This is a genomic window from Streptomyces sp. NPDC013455 (assembly GCF_040632975.1).
Classification (GTDB): Bacteria; Actinomycetota; Actinomycetes; order Streptomycetales; family Streptomycetaceae; genus Streptomyces.
The window spans coordinates 365326-389230 of sequence record NZ_JBEYCX010000001.1; the positions used below are offsets into that span (position 1 = coordinate 365326).

At 70.7% G+C, this 23905-nt stretch carries 18 protein-coding genes; 9 read left to right on the top strand and 9 right to left on the bottom strand.

The window, feature by feature from the left end:
• Nucleotides 1-48 precede the first annotated feature (48 nt).
• On the top strand, nt 49-2163 hold the full coding sequence (locus tag ABZ576_RS01575; protein WP_360734535.1) for a P-loop NTPase fold protein: 2115 nt from the start codon (nt 49-51) through the stop codon (nt 2161-2163).
• On the opposite strand, the gene ABZ576_RS01580 is transcribed toward ABZ576_RS01575, so the two are convergent.
• Both ABZ576_RS01580 and glnA read right to left on the bottom strand, forming a co-directional pair.
• The gene (locus ABZ576_RS01580; RefSeq protein WP_360734538.1) at nt 2160-2660 is read right to left on the bottom strand and encodes a YdcF family protein; all 501 of its coding nucleotides are present in this window, start codon (nt 2658-2660) and stop codon (nt 2160-2162) included. The genes ABZ576_RS01575 and ABZ576_RS01580 overlap by 4 nt on opposite strands.
• A 177-nt stretch (nt 2661-2837) precedes the next feature.
• Entirely contained in the window at nt 2838-4199 is a 1362-nt protein-coding gene (gene glnA / locus ABZ576_RS01585; RefSeq protein WP_055703789.1) for a type I glutamate--ammonia ligase, read from the bottom strand.
• 341 nt (nt 4200-4540) lie between these two features.
• Here glnA and ABZ576_RS01590 point away from each other — a divergent pair, with 341 nt between their 5' ends.
• Nucleotides 4541-5725: a globin domain-containing protein gene (locus ABZ576_RS01590; protein WP_360734541.1), complete on the top strand. Its 1185-nt coding sequence runs from the start codon at nt 4541-4543 to the stop codon at nt 5723-5725.
• Nucleotides 5726-5820: 95 nt separating this feature from the next.
• Here the strand turns inward: ABZ576_RS01590 and ABZ576_RS01595 are convergent, their stop codons facing one another.
• Nucleotides 5821-6273, bottom strand: coding sequence for an Rrf2 family transcriptional regulator (locus ABZ576_RS01595; protein WP_360734544.1), 453 nt, complete (start codon nt 6271-6273; stop codon nt 5821-5823).
• Between the two features lie 137 nt (nt 6274-6410).
• Here ABZ576_RS01595 and ABZ576_RS01600 point away from each other — a divergent pair, with 137 nt between their 5' ends.
• The 3 genes from ABZ576_RS01600 (at nt 6411) to ABZ576_RS01610 (ending at nt 9987) form a co-directional block, all read left to right on the top strand.
• Nucleotides 6411-7094 carry a DUF3105 domain-containing protein gene (locus tag ABZ576_RS01600; RefSeq protein WP_360734547.1) on the top strand — a complete coding sequence of 228 codons (684 nt, stop codon included), beginning with the start codon at nt 6411-6413 and terminating at the stop codon, nt 7092-7094.
• Nucleotides 7091-7723, top strand: a complete 633-nt coding sequence (locus tag ABZ576_RS01605) for a DUF305 domain-containing protein (protein WP_360734550.1) — start codon at nt 7091-7093, stop codon at nt 7721-7723. Before ABZ576_RS01600 ends, ABZ576_RS01605 begins: the two co-directional genes overlap by 4 nt.
• A 314-nt stretch (nt 7724-8037) precedes the next feature.
• Entirely contained in the window at nt 8038-9987 is a 1950-nt protein-coding gene (locus ABZ576_RS01610) for a S53 family peptidase (RefSeq protein ID WP_360734554.1), read from the top strand.
• Nucleotides 9988-10057: 70 nt separating this feature from the next.
• On the opposite strand, the gene ABZ576_RS01615 is transcribed toward ABZ576_RS01610, so the two are convergent.
• Entirely contained in the window at nt 10058-10360 is a 303-nt protein-coding gene (locus ABZ576_RS01615; RefSeq protein ID WP_360734557.1) for a hypothetical protein, read from the bottom strand.
• 130 nt (nt 10361-10490) lie between these two features.
• Here ABZ576_RS01615 and ABZ576_RS01620 point away from each other — a divergent pair, with 130 nt between their 5' ends.
• Complete coding sequence (locus tag ABZ576_RS01620; protein ID WP_360734560.1) at nt 10491-12491, top strand: glycosyltransferase family 2 protein; 2001 nt, start codon at nt 10491-10493, stop codon at nt 12489-12491.
• A gap of 111 nt (nt 12492-12602) precedes the next feature.
• Here the strand turns inward: ABZ576_RS01620 and ABZ576_RS01625 are convergent, their stop codons facing one another.
• The 4 genes from ABZ576_RS01625 to ABZ576_RS01640 form a co-directional block, all read right to left on the bottom strand.
• Entirely contained in the window at nt 12603-13820 is a 1218-nt protein-coding gene (locus tag ABZ576_RS01625; RefSeq protein ID WP_360734565.1) for an MFS transporter, read from the bottom strand.
• 90 nt (nt 13821-13910) lie between these two features.
• Entirely contained in the window at nt 13911-14960 is a 1050-nt protein-coding gene (locus ABZ576_RS01630; protein WP_360734568.1) for an endonuclease/exonuclease/phosphatase family protein, read from the bottom strand.
• Between the two features lie 188 nt (nt 14961-15148).
• Nucleotides 15149-15778 carry a TetR/AcrR family transcriptional regulator gene (locus ABZ576_RS01635; RefSeq protein ID WP_360734571.1) on the bottom strand — a complete coding sequence of 210 codons (630 nt, stop codon included), beginning with the start codon at nt 15776-15778 and terminating at the stop codon, nt 15149-15151.
• 75 nt (nt 15779-15853) lie between these two features.
• Entirely contained in the window at nt 15854-17440 is a 1587-nt protein-coding gene (locus tag ABZ576_RS01640) for an MFS transporter (protein WP_360734574.1), read from the bottom strand.
• Nucleotides 17441-17645: 205 nt separating this feature from the next.
• Between ABZ576_RS01640 and panB the strand changes: the two genes are divergently transcribed.
• The 3 genes from panB to ABZ576_RS01655 all read left to right on the top strand — a co-directional run bounded on the left by panB (nt 17646) and on the right by ABZ576_RS01655 (nt 20618).
• Nucleotides 17646-18512: a 3-methyl-2-oxobutanoate hydroxymethyltransferase gene (gene panB, locus ABZ576_RS01645; RefSeq protein ID WP_360734577.1), complete on the top strand. Its 867-nt coding sequence runs from the start codon at nt 17646-17648 to the stop codon at nt 18510-18512.
• Between the two features lie 265 nt (nt 18513-18777).
• Nucleotides 18778-19803 carry an ATP-binding cassette domain-containing protein gene (locus ABZ576_RS01650; RefSeq protein ID WP_360734580.1) on the top strand — a complete coding sequence of 342 codons (1026 nt, stop codon included), beginning with the start codon at nt 18778-18780 and terminating at the stop codon, nt 19801-19803.
• Nucleotides 19800-20618: an ABC transporter permease gene (locus ABZ576_RS01655; protein ID WP_360734583.1), complete on the top strand. Its 819-nt coding sequence runs from the start codon at nt 19800-19802 to the stop codon at nt 20616-20618. The genes ABZ576_RS01650 and ABZ576_RS01655 overlap by 4 nt, the downstream gene beginning before the upstream one ends.
• A gap of 13 nt (nt 20619-20631) precedes the next feature.
• Here ABZ576_RS01655 and ABZ576_RS01660 read toward each other — a convergent pair whose 3' ends face one another.
• Nucleotides 20632-23889 (bottom strand): BTAD domain-containing putative transcriptional regulator, encoded by a 3258-nt coding sequence (locus ABZ576_RS01660; protein ID WP_360734586.1) that lies wholly within the window; start codon nt 23887-23889, stop codon nt 20632-20634.
• Nucleotides 23890-23905 lie beyond the last annotated feature (16 nt).

Below are 23905 nucleotides of genomic sequence, written 5' to 3' on the forward strand. Positions count from 1 at the left end.
TTCGTGAAGTTCGGCAGACGTACCACTGCTACTAGCTACGCTCCGACCATGAGCCAACGCAGTTACTTCCGCGATGACCCGGACCCGGACAACGACCGTCTTGAGCGGGAAAATTTTGCCGCCCGGACGATCAACACACTCGGGGAAATTCGGAAACAGAGCAAGAGCAGTGTATCCGGGCTAATTGCTCCTTGGGGCGCAGGGAAATCCACTACTCTACAGATGATTGTCGATGGACTTGAGCAGCATAACTCTTCACCCTGGACCGTTGTAGACCTCAATCCGTGGCTCTACAGCGATGTCGACGCCCTGCAGCTTGGATTCTTCGTCGCACTAAGAGAGGCCCTACCTAGAGAGCAAAGGTGGAGCAGAAAGAGAGAGCGCGTAGGCAATTTTTTTACCGCCATTTCCCCCATGGGAAAAGTTAACGGACTTGCGGGCGTCGACGCTAGTTCGGCACTCGAATCACTCGGAGAGAAAATCGCCGGGGACGTAAGCGCTAACGCCCTGAAGAAAAAGGCTGAGGAGGCTTTGGAGGAGCTAGAAAAGCCTATTCTCTTCGTGATGGACGATCTCGACAGGCTGACACCAGAAGAACTGCTTATGGTCTTCAAGCTCGTAAGGCTGGTCGGCCGCCTCCCCAACATCTACTATCTGCTCTCTTACGACGAGAAGACACTACTCGATCTCATTCAGCAAACCAGTATCGCATCCGGCAACAGAGCGCGGGCCCGCGATTACATGGAGAAAATTATTCAGGTACGTTTCGATGTACCTGATCTGCGGCCACGCCAAAAAGCTAATCTAGTCGACTCCGCAATCAATGAGCTTCTAGCCACTTACAGCATTGAACTCAGCAAGACAGACAGTGAAACCTTTGGCAGCCTATACAGGAACTGCCTTCGCCACTATCTAACGACTCCTCGCGCGATCAATCGATACTTTGCACAGGTTGACGCATTTTACGATTCACTCAACGATGAGGTCAACTTTATCGACTTTGCTCTAGTAACATTTATTCGCACGTTTGAGCCAGGCGCTTACAAGAACCTGACTGGCGCTTGGCGAGATGAACTACTGGGCGAGGCCATTGAGTTGCACTTCTCGCGAACAAAGGAGAGCGTTTCAGATAAAGAGAAACGTTGGCACGAAATGCTAGCAGACGCGCATGTCGCCCGCACTAACATCCCTGGCATTTACAAAGTACTTCTCTCCCTGTTTCCACGACTTCACCCGGATGGGGGGTCATTGACCGCCCGACAACGCCTAACGGAAAGTCAAGGCATTGGCAACCGAGACTACTTCGACCGTTATTTCAACTTCGGGGTTCCCGATGACGACATCTCCGACGTTTCTCTGCAGCGATACATCAACCAGCTGGAGGAAGCCAGTGAGGCAACGTCACTCAACATCATCCGCGAGGCGCTATTGAACGATACGCAGCGAACATGCCGCAAGATGCAACAACTTCTCGCCGGAAAACCCAGCGCCTCCACCGCCCTCCTGCCTGTACTCGCTGATGCGTATGCCGTAGCCGACCACGAACTCTTCTCGGTGGATGGCAGCGCACTTCTTCATGTCGAGCAGCTAGCAAGTCTCGCCATCACGGAAGTAGAGCCAGATAAAGTTGCGGAGACTGTCAACGCAGTCAATGGCCGGGCTTTCGGAGCTATCATGCTTTCTAGCGCCTTGTCCACTTTGAAAAATACTGAGACTCCCCTCCAGCCTGATCTAATTTCCTGCATCGCGAGAATCCTGGAAGAGCGCGTTGACGCGCTTACGCGACGCCCTCTTACGGAAGTATCATCACACGACTTTCGGCATGTTTATCACTGGCGCATCACAGCAGGAAAGGATGTCGCTGACCCACGACTGCGACAAGCGCTACTCGACGGCAGATGGAGCGCTTTGGATTTCGCCGCAAGGTGTGTCGGAGTTGTGGTCAGTGGAAGGGCTGAGTCGCTGTCGGAACTGCATTTCGACGTACTCGATGAAGTCATCGGTCTGAATTACTTCTATGCCGAACTAGAAGCTTTGATGAGCGAGGACATCCCACTGCCGCGCATGCACCATTATGCGGACACGATTGAGAATCGTCGGATCATGGCACTCGGGCAGTTGAAGCAGCGCCGCGATCGCGATCGCGCGACGCCAGAAGGCTAGTGAGCAGCGGTTGGAACGAGGCGGCTCGTGAAGCCGTCCGCGACAAGACGGCGATATGCCGTCTCAACTCCCACCGGGATGTCCTGACGGATCATAAATCCTTCATCCGGGTAGATCATGAGTCGCTGCTGCGCTCCGACCAACATGTCAATGACCAAGTACTCGTCACCAATTGAGGCGATGTACTCCGCGAAGCTCATTGGCGCGGAAGCACAAACCCACTCCACATCGGGCCATAGCTTCCGCGCCGTTGCGTACACTCGACGCTCCTCATATGGCTTGCAGACGAGCAGGACAGACGACACTGCAATGCCCTGGTCTGCAAGCAGCGCTCGCGAGAACTCAATGTTCTCTCCGGTGTTCCGGGCTTTCGGTTCGACAAGGATGGCGTCCGCCGGCACCCCGAGTTCCAGGGCCCGCTCCCGGTAGTGCTCTGCTTCGCCGCGCGGCATCCGGTCACGGGTGGTCCGGCTGGTCGCTCCCGTGAAGACGACCATCTGGCCTTAGGCCTCCCGCTGCGCATGCGGCAGAGTGACCGTTACGGCTCTCGATAGAGAGACTCGCGGCATGACGGCCCAGGGACGGCCCAGGGAGAGTGAGACGCAGCCGGGCCGATGGTCCGTGACCGTCGGCCCTAGCGGATCGTTCGGCCGGAGACCCACCCTGACCTGCCCTTACAGCACCGGCAGGTTCTTCCGCAGCTCGAACGCGGTGACCTCCGAGCGGTACTCCTCCCACTCCGACTTCTTGTTGCGCAGGAAGAAGTCGAAGACGTGCTCGCCGAGGGTCTCGGCGACCAGGTCGCTGCTCTCCATGAGGGTCAGGGCCTCGCCGAGGTTCTGCGGGAGGGGCTCGATGCCCATGGCCCGCCGCTCGGCGTTGGACAGGGCCCAGACGTCGTCCTCGGCGCCCGGCGGGAGCTCGTAGCCCTCCTCGATGCCCTTGAGGCCGGCGGCCAGCAGCACCGCGTACGCCAGGTACGGGTTGGCGCCCGAGTCCAGGGAGCGGACCTCCACCCGGGCCGAGCCGGTCTTGCCGGGCTTGTACATCGGGACGCGGACCAGGGCGCTGCGGTTGTTGTGGCCCCAGCAGATGTACGAGGGGGCCTCGCCGCCGGCGCCGGCCGTGCGCTCCGAGCCGCCCCAGATGCGCTTGTAGGAGTTCACCCACTGGTTGGTGACGGCGGAGATCTCCGCCGCGTGCCGCAGCAGGCCCGCGATGAAGGAGCGCCCGACCTTCGACAGCTGGTACTCGGCGCCGGACTCGTAGAAGGCGTTGCGGTCGCCCTCGAAGAGGGACAGGTGGGTGTGCATGCCGCTGCCGGGGTGCTCGGAGAAGGGCTTCGGCATGAAGGTCGCCTGGACGCCCTGCTCCAGGGCCACCTGCTTCATGACCAGGCGGAAGGTCATGATGTTGTCGGCCGTGGACAGCGCGTCGGCGTAGCGCAGGTCGATCTCCTGCTGGCCCGGAGCGCCCTCGTGGTGGGAGAACTCCACCGAGATGCCCATCGATTCCAGCATGGTGATCGCCTGGCGGCGGAAGTCCATGCCGACGTTGGTGGGGGTGTGGTCGAAGTAGCCCGAGTTGTCGGCCGGGGTGGGGCGGGAGCCGTCCAGCGGGCGGTCCTTCAGCAGGAAGAACTCGATCTCCGGGTGGGTGTAGAAGGTGAAACCCAGGTCGGAGGTGCGGGCGAGGGCGCGCTTGAGGACGTAGCGCGGGTCGGCGAAGGACGGGGAGCCGTCCGGCATGAGGATGTCGCAGAACATGCGGGCCGTGCCGGGGGTCTCCGCGCGCCACGGCAGGACCTGGAAGGTGGAGGGGTCCGGCTTGGCGATCATGTCGGACTCGTAGACCCGGGCGAAGCCCTCGATCGCGGAGCCGTCGAAACCGATGCCCTCGTCGAAGGCCTGCTCCAGCTCGGCGGGGGCCACGGCGACGGACTTGAGGAAGCCCAGCACGTCCGTGAACCACAGGCGTACGAACCGGATGTCGCGCTCCTCCAACGTCCGGAGCACGAACTCCTGCTGCTTGTCCATCTTCCGCTTCCCCATCCTTGCTGGTCAGGCCGCCTGTCTCCCGAACCACGGGAGGCGGTCGGGCACCTGAGCATCCCACCACAACACCATTTCACGCGCGTTGCGGAGCCGGATCGCCCGAGCGACCCCGTGCTGAACGCCTCTCGTACCGCAGGTGTACTGCGCTCTCGCCCCATCTTGCCTGCTCGGCGCCTCATCCGTCATGACCCCTCTTCTTCCTCCGCTTCTCCGCCCGGTGAGCGGCGCCGGACGGCGGTGAGCGACACCACGCCCCTTTAATTTGCATTTCAGATGCAAGTTTTCATAGCGTGCCGGTCAGCCGAGTTCTCCGAGGAGTCCCGATGCTGACCGAGCAGTCCGCAGCCACCGTCCGTGCCACCCTGCCCGCCGTCGCAGCGGCCATCGGCGAGATCACCGAGCGCTTCTACTCGCGCCTCTTCGCCGCCCACCCCGACCTGCTGCGCGACCTCTTCAACCGCGGCAACCAGGCCGCAGGCACCCAGCGGCAGGCCCTCGCCGGCTCGATCGCCGCCTTCGCCACGCACCTGCTGGACCACCCGGACCAGCGGCCCGACGCGATGCTCGCCCGCATCGCGCACAAGCACGCCTCCCTGGGCGTGGCCCCCGAGCAGTACCGGGTCGTCCACGAGCACCTCTTCGCCGCCATCGCCGAGGTCCTCGGCGAGGCCGTCACGCCCGAGGTGGCCGCCGCCTGGGACGAGGTGTACTGGCTGATGGCGAACGCGCTCGTCGCGATCGAGAAGCGGCTGTACGAGGAGAGCGGCGGGCCGGGTTACCGCGCCTTCCGGGTCGAGGAGCGCGTCGAGGAGACCCCGGACGTCGTCACCTTCCGGCTGCGGCCGGCCGACGGCGCCCCGGTGGCCGGCTTCCGCGCCGGACAGTACGTCTCCGTCCGGGTCACCCTGCCCGACGGCGCCCGGCAGATCCGGCAGTACAGCCTGTCCGGGGCCCCCGGCGAGGCGGTGCGCCAGATCAGCGTCAAGCGGGTGCACGGCGGGGCCACGCCCGACGGCGAGGTCTCGAACCACCTCCACGCGCGCGTACGGGCCGGTGACCTCCTGGAGCTGTCCGAGCCGTACGGCGACCTGGTCCTGGCCGGCGAGCCGGACCGGCCCCTGCTGCTCGCCTCGGCGGGCATCGGCGTGACCCCGATGGCCGCGATGCTGGCCGACCTCGCGGCCGGCGGCCACCGCGCCCCGGTCACCGTCGTGCACGGCGACCGCTCCCCCGCCGACCACGCCCTGCGCGCCGACCAGACGGCCTGCGCCGGCAAGCTGCCGGACGCCTCCGTGCACTTCTTCTACGAGCGGGACGCCGAGCCCGGGACCAGGACCGGCCTGGTCGACCTCACGGACATCGCCGTACGGCCCGGCACGCGCGCCTACCTGTGCGGCCCGCTGCCGTTCATGCGCGCGGTGCGCACCCAGCTGATCGGCAAGGGCGTGGCCCCGGCCGACATCCACTACGAGGTCTTCGGCCCGGACCTGTGGCTGGCACAGGGCTGAGCGGCAGCGCCCCGTAAGGGGTGCGGGGAGCCGCGCGACCAGCCACGGCGGCGCGGCGGACGCCGGACGGCCGGCCGCGGCACCCCGCCGTGCGCTCAGGCCGGCCCGGGCCCCCGGGAGATGCCCAGCAGCAGCGGCCCCGTCGGCTCCGCCACGATGTCGGCGATCGTGACCGGGTCCAGCGCGGCGTAGAACGCCTCCTGGGCCCGGCGCAGGGAGCCCCGCAGGCGGCAGCCCGAGCGCAGCGGGCAGGCCGGCGTGCCCTGCGTCCCCTCGCAGTCCACCACGTCGCCGTCGCCCTCGAAGGTGCGCACCACCGCGCCCACGGACGCCGTACGGCCCCGCTCCGTCAGCGCCAGCCCCCCGCCCCGGCCGCGCCGGGCGTGGACCAGGCCCAGGTGCTGGAGTTCGGCGACGACCTTCGCGGCGTGCGTGTAGGGCACGCCCATGTCGGCGGCGACCTGGCGGGTGGTGGGCGTGGCGTCGGCGACGACGGCGAGTCGCATCAGGACGCGCAGGGCCAGGTCGGTGGAGCGCAGCAGCCGCATACCGCGAGCGTAGGTAATACGCATGGTCGCTTCAAATTAACCGGTTCCGTGCCCGCCCTACGGAAGAGCACCTCCGCCGCATTACGATCAGCGGGCCCCACCGTCCATGCTCTTTCCCTTCCAGAAGGACACGTCTCATGGGTTCCGGCAAGAACAGCAGCACCGCGGCGCGCAAGGCGCGCATAGAGGAGATGCGGCGCGCGGAGCGTGCCCGGGAGCACCGTAACCGGGTCCTCGTCATCGCCGCGAGTGCCGTGGTCGTCACCGGTCTCGTGGTGGGCGGTGTGGTCCTGGTGAACACGCAGCGCGACTCCGGCAAGGACCTGTCGTCGCCGAGCGGCGACGCCAAGAGCTCCGGGAACTCCGGGCACTTCACCACCGGAAAGGACGGCGTGAAGACCTGGTCGGGGAAGCTGGCCCGGACGCACGTGACGACCAAGGTGTCCTACCCCATGCACCCGCCGGTCGGCGGCAACCACAACCCGGTCTGGCTGAACTGCAACGGCGACGTCTACACCGAGGCGGTGCCGGACGAGAACGCGGTGCACTCGCTGGAGCACGGCGCGGTCTGGGTGACGTACACCGGCAAGGCGCCCAAGGCCGACGTGGACGCGCTCGCGGCGAAGGTGAAGAAGACGCCGTACTCGCTGATGAGCCCCTACGACAACCAGCAGGCCCCGCTGATCCTGTCGGCGTGGGGCCACCAGGTGGCGGTGAAGAGCGCGAAGGACCCGGAGGTGGACAAGTTCTTCGCCGCCTACGTGCAGGGCAAGCAGACGCCCGAGCCGGGCGCCTCGTGCACCGGCGGGGTCATGAAGTGAGGCGGCGGCACATCGGCTGGGCCGCGGGGGCCGCGGCGGCGGCGCTGGTCGCGGCGGGCGCGATCACGTACGCGGTCGCCGAGGACACCGGCGGGCCGCGGACGCGAACGCCGGGCGCGGAGTCGGCCGACGCCGGGTTCGCGCGGGACATGGCCGTCCACCACCAGCAGGCCGTCGAGATGTCGTACATCGTGCGGGACCGCACGAAGAACGAGGAGGTGCGGCGGCTCGCGTACGACATCGCGCAGACGCAGGCCAACCAGCGCGGCATGCTGCTGGGCTGGCTGGACCTGTGGGGGCTGCCGAAGGTGTCGGCCGAGCCGCCGATGACCTGGATGGGCATGGGCCGCATGGCCTCCGGCGAGGACGGCGCGCTGATGCCGGGCATGGCGACGAACACGGAGCTGAAGAAGCTCGGGTCGCTGAGCGGCGAGCGCGCCGAGGTCTTCTACCTCCAGCTGATGACGGACCACCACAAGGGTGGCGTCCACATGGCCGAGGGGTGCGTCGCCAGGTGCGCCGTCGGCGTGGAGAAGCGGCTGGCGCGGGGGATGGTCGAGGCGCAGCGGTCGGAGATCGAGCTGATGACCGGGATGCTCCGGGAACGGGGCGCCGGGCCCCGTTCGTGACACACCGTCCGCGGCACCGCCCGCCGCGCCCGGCCGCCGCTGCACCACCCGCCGCGACCACCCGCCGCGGCACCGGCCGCGGTGACACCGCAGTGCGGCGGCCACCGCCGTGCTGCGGCACCGCCGATTCGCCCCGGACGGCGGTTACTTGAGCGTCTCTTGACCCCTGCGTTCCCCTGACATGAACGGTTCACCGAGAGAGTGGCCCCCATCGTGTGATCCACGCGCCGGCCGACGCCGCCGCGGGCCGGCGTGCGCGTCCACGGCGTACCGACCACCACTACGTGCATGCGAACCGCATCGCAGGGGGTTCTATGAGATCCGACCGCGCCACCGTGCGCCTGCGCGCCGGCGTAAGCATGGCAGCGACACTGCCGATGATCGCCGGGGCGCTGGTGCTGGGCGTACCCACGGCACACGCCGCGGACAGCCCGGCCCGTGACGTACTGAAGGGCACCAGGCCGCTGTGGGCCACGGCCACGGCGGACAGGGGCGCGACCCCGGACAGCGCCCGGGTCGAGGCCCGGGTCTACCTGGCCGGCAAGGACGCGGCCGGCCTCGCCGCCTACGCCGAGGCGGTCTCCGACCCCGGTTCGCCGCTGTACGGCGCCTACCTGAGCGCGAAGAAGGCGCAGGCCCGCTTCGGGGCCACGAAGGCCCAGGTCGCCGCGGTCACGTCCTGGCTGAAGTCGGCCGGTCTGACCGTCACCGCGGTCACCCCGCGCTACGTCGCCGTCTCCGGTGCCGTGCCCGCCGCCGAGAAGGCGTTCGGCACCCGGCTGCACGACTTCGCCAAGGGCGCGAAGACCTACCGCGCCCCGGCGCGGCCGGCCTCCGTCCCGGCCGCCCTGAACGGCGCCGTCCTCACCGTCACCGGCCTGGACAACGCCCCGCACAAGGCGAGTCACGCGGACCGGCTGCCGCCGCCCGACGCGGTGTTCAGGAACTCCGGGCCGTTCTCCTCGTACTACGGCTCGAACACCGCGACCACGCTGCCGGACGCGTACGGCTCGAAGATCCCGTACGCGGTCAAGGGGTACACCGGCAGGCAGCTGCGCGCCGCGTACGGCGCGGGCACGTACACCGGCCGCGGCGTCCGCATCGCCATCACCGACGCCTACGCCTCTCCGACGATCGCCTACGACGCGGGCACGTACGCGCTGAAGAACGGTGACGCGGCCTGGAAGACCGGCCGGCTGCACCAGGTGCTGCCGAAGAACTACACCAGGACCGAGGAGTGCGGCGCGGCCGGCTGGTACGGCGAGGAGACCCTGGACGTCGAGGCCGTGCACGCGGTGGCCCCGGCCGCCGACGTCACCTACGTGGGCGCCTCGTCCTGCTACGACGACGACCTGCTGGACGCGCTCGGCAAGATCGTCGACAACCACCTGGCCGACATCGTCTCCAACTCCTGGGGCGACGTCGAGGCCAACCAGACGCCGGACCTCGCCGCCGCCTACGACCAGGTCTTCCAGCTGGGCGCGGTGCAGGGCATCGGCTTCTACTTCTCCTCAGGCGACGACGGCGACCAGGTCGCCAACACCGGCGTGAAGCAGGTCGACACCCCGGCCGACTCGGCGTGGGTGACGGCGGTCGGCGGCACCTCGCTGGCCGTCGGCAAGGGTGGGAAGTATCTGTGGGAGACCGGCTGGGGCACCCGGAAGGCCTCGCTGTCGGCCGACGGCGAGAGCTGGGAGGGCTTCCCCGGCACGTTCACCTCGGGCGCGGGCGGCGGCACCAGCCGGACGGTGCCGCAGCCGTACTACCAGCAGGGCGTCGTGCCGAAGGCGCTGGCCACGGCCAACAACGCCGCCGGCAACCGCGTCGTGCCGGACATCGCGGCGATCGCCGACCCGAACACCGGCTTCCTGGTGGGCCAGACGCAGACCTTCCCCGACGGCTCCGAACGGTACGGCGAGTACCGCATCGGCGGCACCTCGCTGGCCGCCCCGGTGATCGCGGCGGTCCAGGCCCTGGCGCAGGAGGCCCGCGGCGGCAGGGCCATCGGCTTCGCCAACCCGTCGATCTACGCCAAGTACGGGAAGAAGGGCGTCTTCCACGACGTCACGGACGACCCGACGGGCTCCGGTCTGGCGGTCGCGCGGGTCGACTTCGCCAACGGCTTCGACGCGGCGGACGGCCTGCTGACCTCCGTCCGCAGCCTGGGCCGGGACAGCTCGCTGGCCGCGGTGAAGGGCTACGACGACGTGACGGGCGTCGGTTCGCCGGCGAACGGGTACGTGAGGTCGTTCCGGCGGCACTGAGCCGCCGTACCGAGCGGCAGGGGGTGTGCGGCCGTCCGGGCCCCACACCCCTTCGGCTTGCCGGGCGGCGTCACCGCGGCCGCGGCTGCGGCACGATCCGGCCCTTGGCGTCGAGGGTCTTGTCGGACCAGTACCGGTCCCACTCGTCGTCCAGGTACACGGGCACCTTGCCCCGGGGGTGGCGGGCCCAGCCGGGAGCCGGTTCCTCCCCCTCGGGCACGCAGTCGCCGCCGGAGTCGTTCACGGCGAGCACCGGGTCCTGACCGGCCTGGCAGACCCGCTCCCGCCACTCGGCGCAGCCGGTCAGCAGGGATGCCGCGATACCGCCGGCGAGGGCGAGGAGAAGGAGTGGGGTGCGGCGGTGCTGCGGCATGGTCGCCCGGCCTTTCGTGTCCTGTGGTGCGGCAAGTCTCACCGTGGCCTGAAAGATCTGTGATGAGTACGCGTACTCAGTGGAGATGAGTCATGACGAGGTGAACGCACGGACGTTGGAGCACATGAGCATGCCTGACCCCGCAGTCTCGGTGATCGTCGCCGCCTACGACGCGATGCCCTATCTGACGCGGTGCGTCGAATCGGTCGCCGGGCAGACCATCGGCCGTGACCGGCTCGAGGTCATCGTGGTGAACGACGGGTCGACGGACGGCACGGCGGCCGAACTGGACCGTCTGGAGCGCCGCTACCCGGATCTGCTGCGGGTGTACCACCAGGAGAACTCCGGCGGGCCGTCCGCTCCGCGCAACCTCGGACTGCGGCACGCCACCGGGACATTCGTCTTCTTCCTGGACGCCGACGACCACCTCGGTCCGGAAGCGCTGGAGCGCATGGTGCGGATGGCCGAGGACAACGGAACGGACGTCGTGCTCGGCAAGACGGTCGGCGTCGGCGGACGCGTGGCGCCGGCCTCCATGTTCCGGCGCAACCAGCCGCGCACCGACGTCTTCTCGTCCCGCGTGTACTGGACGCTCAACCCGATGAAGCTCTTCAGGCGGGAGCTGCTGGAGCGCCACGGCCTGCGGTTCCCCACGGATCTGGCCATCGGGGAGGACCAGCTCTTCGTCGGCGCGGCCTACCTGCACGCCTCCGGCGTCTCCGTGGTCGCCGACCACGACTGCCTGTACTGGGTGCTGCGCGAGGACGAGGGCAACATCACCCGCCGGCTGACGGGCTCGGAACACCGCCTGCGGTTCCTGCCGCGCGTGGTGGACCAGATACTGGAGCACGTGCCGCCCGGCCCCGGCCGCGATCACCTCGCCCACCGCCACCTGACGGTGGAGGTCAAGGAGATCCTCGCCGACCAGCTCGCCTTCGAGCCGCGCGCCATCCAGGAGAAGACGCTCGACCGGCTCGCCGAGGCCGTCGAGCCGTTGTGGCACGAGGGGATGGACGACCGGCTGTCGGCGATGGCCCGGCTGCGCCTGCACCTCGTGCGCCACCGGATGCTCGACGAGCTGCTGGAGCTCGTGGAGTTCGAGCGGCGGATCGCCCGGACGAAGACGGCGACGCCCGTTCTCGTCGACGGGGGCCGCGCACTCGCCCGCTACCCCTACCTCCGCGATCCGGGCCGCGCCATCCCCGACTCCTGCTACGACGTCACCGCCCAGCTCGGTGTCCGCCACCACCTCACCCGGGCCGAGGTGCGGGGCACCACACTCCGCCTCGCCGGTCACGCCCACCTCCACCGGGTCGAGACCCGCGACGTCGGCACGCGGCTCGTGCTGCGCGAGCGCGACAGCGGCGTCGAGTACGTGCTGCCGGTCACGCACACCGCGACGCCCGGACTCGGGGCCGAGGAGGACGAAGGGACGTTCACCTACGACCTCGCGGGGTTCGAGGCGGCCGTCGACGTCGCCACCGCCGCCGGCGGCGAGCCCCTCGGCGACGGCCTGTGGGACATCTCCCTCGCCGTCGGTGCCCAGGGGCTGTCGAAGGAGGTGCGGATCGGCAGCAAGCGGGCCGACGGCGTCTCCGGGGAGGCGAGTACCCGCGTCGTCGCCACCGGTGAGGGCCTGCGTGCCGTCACCCTCTATGCCACCAGGCCGCACGGCAACTTCACCCTGGACCTCGGTGAGGTCAAGCACGCGGTGGCGCCTCACGTCGGCATGGACCCGGGGGTCCGGTGGGCCGTCGACGCGCCCACCGAGCTGGAGCTCACCGGACGCTGCACGCTGGCCGAGTACCCCGAAGGCGAACTGAAGGCCGTCCTCGTCGGCAGCCAGGGTGACACCTGCGACTGCCCTGTCCGTCCGGTGCCAGGCCGGGAGGGGCATTTCGTCGTACGGATCCCCGTCACCGTCCTCGCCGCCGGACTGTGGAGCGGTCACCTCCGGCTCGGGCCCTGGCGATGGCCCCTGCCGCAGCTCCCGGAGACCCTGCCTCCTGCGCAATGGCGCCGACGCGGACTGCCCTGGCACGCCGAGCCGGCTCCCGCCGGGAGCGGGGACGTCGCCCTGCGCGTCGCCCGCACCGACCTCGTCGGAGCGCTGGTCCGGCGCCTCGCGTAGCCCGCCGGTCCGGCCCGGCCGGGGCCGGCACCCGCACGCCGGTGGGTGGCGGACCCGGCCGGGCCGGTCCCCGCACGCCGGTGCGCGGCGGGCCGGTGCCCCCGGTCGCCGTCAGGGGCGCAGGGCGCCCGGCTGTTCGGGTACGTGCGCGGCGATCACCCGGCCCGCCGACGGAGTCTCCCGGCGCCGGTCCACCGCGTACGCCACACTCGCCACGCCCAGGCCGAGGACCGCCAGGGCCGCACCGGCGAGGGCCGGGGAGGTCGTGCCGAAGCCCGCCGCGAGGGCCAGGCCGCCGATCCAGGCACCGCCGGCGTTGGCCAGGTTGAAGGCCGCCTGGTTGGCCGAGGAGGCCAGGGAGGGGGCCGCGGCGGCCTTCTCCATCACCATCAGCTGGAGCGGGGAACCGGTGACGAACGCCGCCGTGCCCAGCAGCGCGACCGCGAGGGCCGCGCTCCACTCGGCGCGCATCAGCAGCGGGAACAGTGCGAGCACCGCGACCAGCGACGCCAGGCCGCCGAACAGGGTGGCGCGCAGCGAGTGGTCCGCGAGGCGGCCGCCCAGCAGGTTGCCGGCCGTGGCGCCGACGCCGAAGAGGGCCAGGAGCAGGGTGACGTTCGTCTCGGCGAAACCGGCCGCGTCCGTCAGCATGGGGGTGACGTAGCTGTAGGCGGCGAAGAGGGCGCCGAAGCCGGCCACCGTGGTGCCGAGGGCCAGCCAGACCGGCAGGGACCTCAGGGCCGCCAGCTCGCCGCGCAGGCCCGCCGGGGCCGCCGCGTGATCGCGGTCGTGGGGGACGAGCAGGGCCAGGGAGGCGATGGCCGCCAGGCCGATCACGCTCACCGCGAGGAAGGTCGCCCGCCAGCCGAGGTGCTGGCCCATCAGGGTGGCGGCCGGCACGCCGGCGATGTTGGCGACGGTCAGGCCCAGGAACATCAGGGACACCGAGCGGGCCTTGCGCTCCGGCGGGACCATCGCCGTGGCGACGACCGCGCCCACCCCGAAGAAGGCGCCGTGCGGCAGGCCGCTGAGGAAGCGGGCGGCCAGCAGGGAGCCGTTGCCGGGCGCGAACGCGGAGAGCGCGTTGCCGACGACGAACAGGGCCATCAGCGCGATGAGGACCGTGCGGCGGGACATGCGCGCGGTCACGGCGGCCAGCAGCGGGGCGCCGATGACGACGCCCAGCGCGTACGCCGAGACCAGGTGCCCGGCGCCGGGGACGGAGATGTGCAGGTCGTCCGCGACGTCGGGGAGCAGCCCCATCATCACGAACTCGGTGGTGCCGATACCGAAAGCGCCGACGGCCAGGGCGAGCAGGGCCAGGGGCATGAAGAGCCTGTGCCTTTCAGGGGGAGCGGAGGTCCGTACAGATAAGTTCAGCTACGGAACAAAGTCTCCCGGGCGCGGTATTCCAGCAGGTTACGACGACGTGTCGAGCTTCACACGAGCCGCCACCGGCAGGTGGTCGCTGTTGGTGCGCGGCAGCGTCCAGGAGCTCTCCGGCTCGACGCCCTTGACCATGATCTGGTCGATGCGCGCCATCGGGAACGACGCCGGCCAGCTGAACCCGAAGCCGCTGCCGGCCGCGCCCTGCGTGGAGCGCAGCTGCGAGGTGACGGCGTTGAGCGAGCGGTCGTTCATCGTGCCGTTGAGGTCGCCGAGCAGGACGACCCGCCGCAGGGGCTCGTCGGCGATGGCCTCGCCGAGCGCGTCGGCGCTCTTGTCCCGCTGCCGGGCGGTGAACCCGGCCTTCATCTTCACCCGGACCGAGGGCAGATGGGCGACGTAGACCGCGACCGGGCCCTCGGGCGCGGCGACCGTGGCGCGCATCGCCCGCTTCCAGCCGAGCTTGATGTCGACGGCCTCGACGCCGGTCATCGGGTACCTGCTCCACAGGCCGACCGTGCCGACCACCGCGTGGTACTTGTACGTCGGCGCGAGCGCCTGCTCGTAGACGGGCACGGCGGAGGCCGGGAGCTCCTCCAGGGCCAGCACGTCGGCGCCCGAGGACGCCACGTCCTGCGCGGTCGCGGCCGGGTCGGGGTTGTCGGCGTTGACGTTGTGGGTGGCCACCATGAAGTCGCCGCCGCCGCCCGACTTGTGGGTGAGCAGTCCGCCGAAGAGGTTGAGCCACACGATCGCCGGCAGCAGTACGGCGATGAGCGCGGTCGCCGACCTGCGGACCAGACCGAGCACCAGCAGGACCGGGATGGCCACGCCCAGCCAGGGCAGGAAGGTCTCGGTGAGACTGCCCAGGTTGCCCACCCGGTTCGGGATGCGGGAGTGCACCAGCATCACCAGGGCGAGGAGCAGCGCCAGCACGGCGAGCACCGTGCCGCGGCGCCAGACGCGAGGATCGTTCCGCCAGCCGGCGAGCAGGCGGTGCGCGAGACGTCGAAGCCGGGATCCCGGTCGCTCGGGCTCCGAACCGCCGCCCGCCGTCTCCGTCATGTACGCCTGCTGCGCCATACCGTCTGCCTCACTGCCTGCCGTGCACACCGTTCGTCCCCCCGTACGCTTCCGACCCTAGGGGATGATCGGCTCCGTTCCCGCCGTCCCATGACGGCCGTACGGAAGACGAGGACGAGCGGGCCGGGCACGGGAGTTCCGGCCGTCCCGGCTCGGGCGGGGTCTGTGACGAAACGCGCACACAAGTGCTACGAGGCTGTCGAGCCGGCCGGGCGCAGGCCGTCGAGGACCATGTCGACGATCTGCACCGCCAGGTCCTCGGGCAGGTCCGCGTCCGGGCGCATGACCGCGCGGACGACCATGGGGCCGACGAACATGTCGTTGGCCAGCTCCAGGTCGACGTCCGCGCGGATCTCGCCGTTGTCCCGCCCGCGGCGCAGCACGTCCAGGACGAGCTCGCGGCGGGGCCCTATCACGCAGTTGTGGTACGCCGACCAGATCCGCGGGCTGCTCTTCATCTGCGCGTACACGTTGTGCAGGATGGCCGACGAGCGGGTGAACAGACCGCGCTGGCGCAGGGATTCCAGCAGCACGACGAGGTCGTCGCGCAGGGAGGTGCCGGGCAGTTCGGGGTCGGGGGGCTCGGCGGCGCGTACGACGTCGACGAAGAGTTCCTCCTTGCCGCTCCAGCGGCGGTAGATGGTGGCCTTGCCGACCCCGGCCGTGCGCGCGACCCGCTCGATGGAGAGCTCGGCGAGGGGCACGCCCTCCTCCAGGAGCTTCATCACGCCCTCGATGATGGCGCGCTCCACGGCTTCGCTGCGCGGGCGGCCCCGCGCCGGGCCGTCCGGGCGTGGCCGGCTGTCGGCAAGACTCACGTCGATCCGTCCTCTCACTGTGCTGCGGGAATTGTCCCGCAGCCGCCTCCTTCCCCCGTGGACCCGCCGCGGACCTCAGTCCGCCGCGGCGACCAGTTCAGGTTCCCGTTCGTCCTGCCGGCCGGCCGGGGGCTTGCCCGGCAGGAACAGGGCGGTGACCACCGCGCCGATCAGCGCGACACCCGTGCCGCACAGGGCGGTGATGTGCATGGCGTGCAGGAACGCGTCGTTGGCGGGAGTGATCAGGGCCTCGCCCCGCGGGCCGAGCTTCTCGGCGATGCCGAGCGTGGCCTCGATGGAGTCGCCCGCCGTGTCGCGCAGGCCGGGCGGCAGCAGGCCGAGCTTGTCCTCGATGCCGTTGCGGTACGAGGTGGCGAGCACCGAGCCGAGGACGGCGATGCCGAGGGCGCCGCCGACCTGGCGGAAGGTGTTGCTGAGCGCGGAGGCGGAGCCGGCCTTCTCCCGCGGCAGGGCCTGCATGATGACGACCGAGGTCGGCGTCATGATGTGCGCCATGCCGGTGCCCATGAAGAAGAAGACGACCTCCAGCAGCCAGATGGGCGTGTCGGCCTCGAAGCCGGCGAACGCGGCCAGGGTGCCCGCGATCACCAGCAGACCGGCGGTGGTGGTGGCCCTGTTGCCGAACCGGTCGACCATCAGCCGGGCGCGCGGCGCGAAGACCAGCTGGGCGACGGCGAGCGGCAGCATCAGCACGCCGGACTCCAGCGGCGAGTAGCCGCGCACGCTCTGGGTGTAGAAGATGCCGAAGAACGTGACGCCCATCAGCGCGAAGAAGACCAGCGCGATGGCGCTCATCGCGGCCGAGAAGACCTTGTTCTTGAAGTAGCTCACATCCAGTGACGGGTGGTCGCTGCGCTTCTCGAAGAGGACGAACGCGGTCAGCACGGCGAGTCCGGCGACGATGGTCGCCAGCACCTTGGCGTCGGTGAAGTCGGCCAGCTCGCCGCCCTTGATGATGCCGTAGACGAGCAGGATCAGACCGACGACGGACAGGACCACGCCGACCGGGTCGAGGCGGCCGGGCCTGGGGTCGCGCGAGTCGGGCACCAGCCAGGCCATCAGGATCAGCGCGATGATCACGATGGGCACGTTGACGAAGAAGACCGAGCCCCACCAGAAGTGGTCCAGGAGCGCGCCGCCGGTGATCGGGCCGATGGCGATGGCGAGGCCGACGCCGCCGGCCCAGATGCCGATGGCCTTGGGCTGCTCCTCGCGCTCGAAGACGTTCATGAGGACGGCGAGGGTGGCGGGCATGACGAAGGCGGCGCCGACGGCCATGAGCGCGCGGAAGGCGATCAGCTGGCCCGGCGAGCCGGACTCGGCGGCGAGCGCGGAGCCGATGCCGAACACGGCGATGCCGCCGAGCAGCACCTTCTTGCGGCCGAGCCGGTCGCCGATGAGTCCGGCGGTGAACAGCAGGCCCGCGAAGACGAGGGTGTAGGCGTTGATCGCCCACTCGATCTCGCTCTGGGTGGCGCCGAGGCCGGTCGGCGCCGGGGTCGAGATGGTCTTGATGGCGACGTTCAGGATGGAGTTGTCGAGCACCACGATGAGCAGGCTCAGCATCAGGACGCCGAGGATCGCCCAGCGGCGCCGGTGCACCGCTTCCGGTATACGGGAGGCAGGGACGGGACTTGTCATGCGTCCGAGCCTACGATCATTTCGATACGGAACCGTCTCGTATCTTATTTTCTTTACGAAGGAATTACGTGCGCGGCCCTGGTGTCGGGGTCACGGGCGAGGATCACAGGGGTCCCCCTGTTCCTGACTGGCACGAGGTGCCACCATGGATACGGTCCGGGGACGCCGTCAGGGCGCCTCGAGATGACATGAAGGAGCCGTTGCCATGACGCAGCTTTCGGCTGCCCAGAACAAGCCTTCCGACGGCAGCAAGACGCTGTACGGGGGGAAGGGCACCCGCCGCATCACCGTCCGCGACATCGCCCTCGCCAAGGAGCGGGGCGAGAAGTGGCCCATGCTCACCGCCTACGACGCGATGACCGCGTCCGTCTTCGACGAGGCCGGGATCCCGGTGATCCTGGTCGGCGACTCGGCGGGCAACTGCCACCTCGGGTACGAGACGACCGTGCCCGTCACCCTCGACGAGATGACCATGCTGTCGGCCGCCGTCGTACGCGGCACGCAGCGCGCCCTCGTCGTCGGCGACCTCCCCTTCGGCTCCTACCAGGAGGGTCCGGTCCAGGCGCTGCGTTCGGCGACCCGGCTGGTGAAGGACGCCGGGGTCGGCGCGGTCAAGCTGGAGGGCGGCGAGCGCTCGCACGAGCAGATCCGGCTGCTGGTGGAGTCCGGCATCCCGGTCATGGCCCACATCGGCCTGACCCCGCAGTCCGTCAACGCGATGGGCTACCGCGTGCAGGGGCGCGGCGAGGAGGCGGCGCAGCAGCTGCTGCGGGACGCGAAGGCCGTGCAGGACGCGGGTGCGTTCGCGGTCGTCCTGGAGCTGGTGCCGGCGGAGCTGGCCGCCGAGGTGACGCGGGTGCTGCACATTCCGACGGTGGGCATCGGCGCGGGCCCGGAGACGGACGCGCAGGTCCTCGTCTGGACGGACATGCTCGGGCTCACCACCGGCCGGGTGCCGAAGTTCGTCAAGAAGTACGCCGACCTGCGCGCGGTCATGGGCGCGGCGGTCAAGGAGTTCGCGGAGGACGTCGTCGGCGGGACGTTCCCGCTGGAGGAGCACTCCGTCCACTAGGCCACAGCGGCAACACCCCGGCAGCCCCGTCGATCTTCCCCCGTCGACGGGGCTGCCGTCGTACACGCCCCGGACCCCGCGCCGTGGCCGCTCCCGTCCCGGCCGAGCGAGTCGGCGGGCCAGCGGGCCGGGCGAGCCGGCGGGCCGGGTGGGCAGGGTGGGCCCGGTGGGCCCGGTGGGCCGGGTGGGCCGGGTGGGCAGGGTGTCGGCGGGCTGTCGGCCGTCTGTCGGTGGTTTGTCGGTGCGCCCTGGCATCGTCTTCGCCATGACACGCATCGACGACAACCCCGCCGGCGTGGGCCACGCCGTACAGGTACGGGGACTGGTCAAGCACTACGGCGAGACCAAGGCGCTGGACGGTGTCGACCTGGACGTGCGCGAGGGCACCGTGATGGGTGTGCTCGGGCCGAACGGCGCCGGCAAGACCACTCTCGTACGCATCCTGTCCACCCTGATCACCCCGGACGCCGGCCGGGCCACCGTGGCCGGCTACGACGTGGTACGGCAGCCGCGTCAGCTGCGCCGGGTGATAGGGCTGACCGGACAGTACGCCTCCGTGGACGAGAAGCTCCCGGGCTGGGAGAACCTCTACCTGATCGGCCGGCTGCTGGACCTGCCCCGCAAGGACGCCCGGTCCCGCGCCGACGAACTGCTGGAGCGGTTCTCGCTGACGGAGGCCGCCCGGCGCCCGGCGAGCACGTACTCCGGCGGTATGCGGCGCCGGCTGGACCTGGCCGCCTCGATGATCGGCCGGCCGGCCGTGCTGTACCTGGACGAGCCGACCACCGGACTCGACCCGCGCACCCGCAACGAGGTCTGGGACGAGGTGAAGGCGATGGTCGGCGACGGCGTCACCGTGCTGCTCACCACCCAGTACATGGAGGAGGCCGAACAGCTCGCCTCCGAGCTGACCGTCGTGGACCGCGGCAAGGTCATCGCCACCGGCGGCATCGAGGAACTGAAGGCCCGCGTCGGCGGGCGCACCCTGCGGGTGCGGCCGGTCGACCCGCTCCAGCTGCGCCCGCTCGCCGCCATGCTGGACGAGCTGGGCATCACCGGCCTGGCGGCCACCACCGTGGACACCGAGACCGGCACCCTGCTGGTGCCGATCCTCAGCGACGAGCAGCTGACCGCGGTGGTCGGGGCGGTCACCGCGCGCGGCATCACGATCTCCTCCATCACCACCGAACTGCCCAGCCTGGACGAGGTGTTCCTGTCCCTCACCGGCCACCGTGCCAGTGCCCCGCAGGACACCGTGCCCGCCGACGACCGCCAGGAGGTCGCCGTATGAGTTCCGCCACCCTGTCCCCGGCCGCGAAGGCCGACACCCCCATCCCGCTGCGGTCCCACCTGCGGCACACCGGCGCGCTGGTCCGGCGCAACCTGCTGTGGATCCGGCAGGACCCGGAGTCGATGTTCGACGCCGTCCTGTTCCCGGTCGTCTTCACGCTGCTGTTCGTGTACGTCTTCGGCGGCTCCATCGGGCAGTCGCTGGGCGGCGGCCAGGACCAGTACGTCCAGTACGTGGTGCCCGGACTCCTCGCCATGATGGGCATGAACATGGCCCAGGGCGTGGGCACCGGCTTCAACCAGGACTTCAACTCCGGGGTCATGGACCGTTTCCGCTCGCTGCCCATCGGGCGCGGCTCCGTCCTCTTCGCGAAGATCGCGGTGGAGCTGCTGCGGATGCTGTTCGCCACCGTGGTGCTGCTGGTGGTCGCCCTGCTGGTGGGTTACGACGTCGGCAGCTGGCTCGGCCTGCTGGCCTCCGTCGGCCTGTCCGCGCTGTTCGGCTCGGCGCTGATGTGGGTGTTCCTGACCCTCGGCGTGGTGATGAAGAACGCCCAGTCGGTGCAGGCGATGGGCTTCCTGGTGCTGATGCCGCTCCAGTTCGGCTCGTCGATCTTCGCGCCGACCGCGTCGATGCCGGGCTGGCTGCAGGCGTTCACCGACTACAACCCGCTCTCCGCGCTGGCCGACTGCGCGCGCGGACTGATGGAGGGCGGCCCGGTGGCGCACGCGCTGTGGGTGACGCTCATCTGGTCGGTGGGGCTCACGGCGGTCATGGCGCCGGTCGCGATCCACAAGTTCCGCACCAAGAGCTGACGTTCCGGGACGCTCACACCAGGGCGGTGGCCTCCGCGAGGGAGAGGCCACCGCCCGCGGCGTACGCGGCGTCGTAGGCCGGGCCGTCGAGGTGCTCGCGGATCCGGGCCTCGGTCAGGTCCAGCATCCGGCGCTCGATGCCGGAGGACACGTGTCCGGGCGGCAGCATGGCCTCTGCGGCGGCCAGGCAGCGGGCGGCGGCGCCGGCACGGCGCCCGCCGTCGACGCCGGTGAGGGCCATGGCGGCCACGGTCAGGCAGACGGAGTGCAGGTGCGGGATGACCAGCCGGGCCAGCGGGTCGGTGGCCAGCGCCAACGCCTTGCGCGTGCTGACCAGCGCCTCCTCGCCCCGCTCGTCCAGGGCGTCGAGGCATGCCTCCTGGCAGGCGAGCAGGGCGTCGAAGACGACGAAGTGCGCGATCTTGAACTCCTCGCGCAGCCGCCTGAGGTGCTCACGGGCCTCGGCGGTACGGCCGGTCAGCCCGAGCCAGGACGACAGGAAGAGCCGGGCGGCGGGCATCGCCTCGCCGTGCGTGCCCTGCTGGTCGGCGATGACCTCCCGCAGCATCCGCTCGCCGCGTTCGATGTCGCCCGCCTCCATCAGGACGCTGCCCAGCCGGGAACGCAGCACGGCGACCTGGGCGCGGGCACCGAGGTGTTCGGCGTGCTCGATGGCGGCCCGGTAGTCGGCCGCGGCCTCCCGGTAGGCGCCCTTGCGCTCATGGGCCTCGCCCCGCGCCGACAGCGCCTCCGCGGTCCCCCAGGCGTCCCCGATCCCGCGGAAGATCTCCAGCGCCTCGTCGGCGTCACGGGCGGCGTCACCGGCCCACTCGGTGCGGTTGGACAGCAGGTTGGCGCGCATCTGCAGGGCGCCGGCCAGTTCCCACTCGTAGCCGGGGGTGTCCCGGCAGGTCTGCACGGCGGCCTCGATGATGGGCCGCAGCCGGTCGACACCGCCGGTCAGCATCTCGGCGAAGAACCACAGCATGCCGGGGGCGCGGCAGACCTGGGGCAGGCCGGGCTCGTACACCCGCGTCACGGCGCGCAGCTTCGCCTGCGCCTGCGGGGTCTGCCAGGCGTCCAGCTCCGTGTCCATGACCGCGAGGTGGGCCAGGTGGACACCGCGCCGCGCCTCCAGCAGCACCTCGCCCTCGTACGGCGGCGGGGCGGCGGTCGTGCGCTGCCACACCGGGCGGGCCCGGCGGACCGGCTCGGCGAACGGGTCGGGGCCGAGCGCCATGACCTCCTGGGACCAGGTGCGGACCTCGGCCTCCTGGTTGCGCATCTGCCAGAACCACTGGAGGGACAGCACCAGGCACAGCGCCTCCTGCTCGTCGCGCAGGGCGATGGCGTGCCGGAACGCGGTGCGCAGGTTCTCGTACTCCAGCTGGAAGCGGTCGATGGCGGCGCGCTGGTCGGGGCCGCGCAGCAGCGGGTCGGTGGTGCGGGCGAGTTCGCGGTAGTACGTCAGGTGGGCGCGTTCGGCCCCGGCGCGGCGTCCGTTCTCGGCGAGCCGTTCGGCGGCGTACTCGGCGACGGTCTCCAGCAGCCGGTAGCGCATGCCGCCGTCGGCGGCGGGGGCCGCCACCACCAGGGACTTGTCGACCAGGGAGCCGAGGGCCTCCAGGGCGGCCGGACCGCACACGGCCTCGGCGGCGGCCAGGTCGCAGCCGCCGGCGAAGACCGACAGCCGGGCGAGGACGTCCCGCTCGTCGGCGTCCAGCAGGTCCCAGGACCAGTCGACGACGGCGCGCAGGGTCTGCTGGCGGGGCAGCACCGTGCGGCTGCCCGAGGTGAGCAGCCGGAAGCGGTCGTCCAGCCGGTCCGCTATCTGGCGGGGCGTCAGCATGCGCAGCCGGGCCGCCGCCAGCTCGATCGCGAGGGGCAGTCCGTCCAGGCGGCGGCAGATCTCGGCGCACGCCTCGCGGTCGTCGTCCACCCGGAAGCCGGGGCGGGCCGCCGCGCCCCGGTCGGCGAGCAGCCGCAGCGCGACCGGCTCGGGCAGCGGCTCCACGGGCCGCACCCGCTCCCCCGGCACGCCCAGCGGCTCCCGGCTGGTGGCGAGGACGGTCAGCCCGGGGCAGCGGGCCAGCAGGCGCTCGGTGAGCCGGGCGGCGGCGTCCACGACGTGCTCGCAGTTGTCCAGGACGAGCAGCATCCGGCGCCGGGCGCAGTGTTCCACGAGCCGTTCGAGGGGGTCGCCGTGCCGGTCGGCGACCGCGCGCATGGTCTCCACGCCGGCGCCGTGCAGCACGGTCTCGCGGGCGCCGATGGCGGTGAGGACGGCCTGCGGCACGGCCTCCGGTTCGTCCACGGGGGCCAGCTCGGCGAGCCACACGCCGTCCCGGACGGTGTGCCGTACCGCCTCGGCGGCCTCCTGCGACAGCCGGGTCTTCCCGGCGCCGCCGGGCCCGAGCAGGGTGACCAGGCGGGCCGCCGCCAGGTCGGCGCCGATGGCCCGGATGTCGGCTTCCCGGCCGACGAAGGAGGTGAGCCGGGCGGGCAGGTTGCCCGGGTGGGCCGGGGGGCGCGCGTCCACGGGTTCCTCGTGCAGCAGCTCGGCGTGCAGGGCGCGCAGTTCGGGGCCGGGATCGGAGCCGAGCCGGTCCGCGAGCAGCCGCCGTACGTCCTCGTAGGCGGCGAGTGCCTGGGCCGGGCGGCCGGCGTCGCGCAGGGCGCGCAGCCGCAGCACCTGGAGCGGTTCGTCCAGCGGGTGGCCGTCGCACAGGGCGGTCAGCTCGGGCAGCGCCTCCTCGGCCCGGCCGAGGGCGAGGGCGGCGGTGTACCGGGCGCGCAGGGCGTCCAGGCGGCGGCTCTCCCAGCGGGCCGCCTCGGCGGTGTGGCCGGGCAGGTCGGCGAGGGCGGCCCCGCGCCACAGGGCGAGGGCGTCGTCGAGGACGGCCGCGGCCTTGTCCGGGTCACCGTCGGCGAGGGCGGCGAGGCCGTCGCCGGTCAGCCGGTCGAAGCGGGTGACGTCCACGTCCTCGGGCGCGGCGGTGAGCCGGTAGCCGCCGTCGGCGGAGGCGACGGCGTCGGCCCCGAGGGCGCGGCGCAGCCGGCCGACGAGTGCCTGGAGCGCGCCGGCGGCGTCGGCGGGCGGGTCGGCGCCCCACACCTCGTCCACGAGCACGCCGGCCGGCACGGTCCGGCCGGCTCTGAGCGCGAGCACGCTGAGCAGGGCACGCAGCCGCGCCCCGCCGACCGGGACGGCCGTGCCGTCGGGGCGGATCGCCTGGGTGGTGCCGAGCAGCCGATAGCGCACGGGGTCCATTGTCTCCGGTGCGGCC

Coding starts and splice junctions, on each gene's coding strand:
- ABZ576_RS01575 (WP_360734535.1), top strand. CDS start 49: ATGAGCCAACGCAGTTACTTCCGCGATGACCCGGACCCGGACAACGAC.
- ABZ576_RS01630 (WP_360734568.1), bottom strand. CDS start 14,960: ATGGCGCAGCAGGCGTACATGACGGAGACGGCGGGCGGCGGTTCGGAG.
- panB (WP_360734577.1), top strand. CDS start 17,646: ATGACGCAGCTTTCGGCTGCCCAGAACAAGCCTTCCGACGGCAGCAAG.
- ABZ576_RS01600 (WP_360734547.1), top strand. CDS start 6,411: ATGGGTTCCGGCAAGAACAGCAGCACCGCGGCGCGCAAGGCGCGCATA.
- ABZ576_RS01660 (WP_360734586.1), bottom strand. CDS start 23,889: ATGGACCCCGTGCGCTATCGGCTGCTCGGCACCACCCAGGCGATCCGC.
- ABZ576_RS01620 (WP_360734560.1), top strand. CDS start 10,491: ATGCCTGACCCCGCAGTCTCGGTGATCGTCGCCGCCTACGACGCGATG.
- ABZ576_RS01595 (WP_360734544.1), bottom strand. CDS start 6,273: ATGCGGCTGCTGCGCTCCACCGACCTGGCCCTGCGCGTCCTGATGCGA.
- ABZ576_RS01580 (WP_360734538.1), bottom strand. CDS start 2,660: ATGGTCGTCTTCACGGGAGCGACCAGCCGGACCACCCGTGACCGGATG.
- ABZ576_RS01610 (WP_360734554.1), top strand. CDS start 8,038: ATGAGATCCGACCGCGCCACCGTGCGCCTGCGCGCCGGCGTAAGCATG.
- ABZ576_RS01640 (WP_360734574.1), bottom strand. CDS start 17,440: ATGACAAGTCCCGTCCCTGCCTCCCGTATACCGGAAGCGGTGCACCGG.
- glnA (WP_055703789.1), bottom strand. CDS start 4,199: ATGGACAAGCAGCAGGAGTTCGTGCTCCGGACGTTGGAGGAGCGCGAC.
- ABZ576_RS01590 (WP_360734541.1), top strand. CDS start 4,541: ATGCTGACCGAGCAGTCCGCAGCCACCGTCCGTGCCACCCTGCCCGCC.
- ABZ576_RS01615 (WP_360734557.1), bottom strand. CDS start 10,360: ATGCCGCAGCACCGCCGCACCCCACTCCTTCTCCTCGCCCTCGCCGGC.
- ABZ576_RS01650 (WP_360734580.1), top strand. CDS start 18,778: ATGACACGCATCGACGACAACCCCGCCGGCGTGGGCCACGCCGTACAG.
- ABZ576_RS01655 (WP_360734583.1), top strand. CDS start 19,800: ATGAGTTCCGCCACCCTGTCCCCGGCCGCGAAGGCCGACACCCCCATC.
- ABZ576_RS01625 (WP_360734565.1), bottom strand. CDS start 13,820: ATGCCCCTGGCCCTGCTCGCCCTGGCCGTCGGCGCTTTCGGTATCGGC.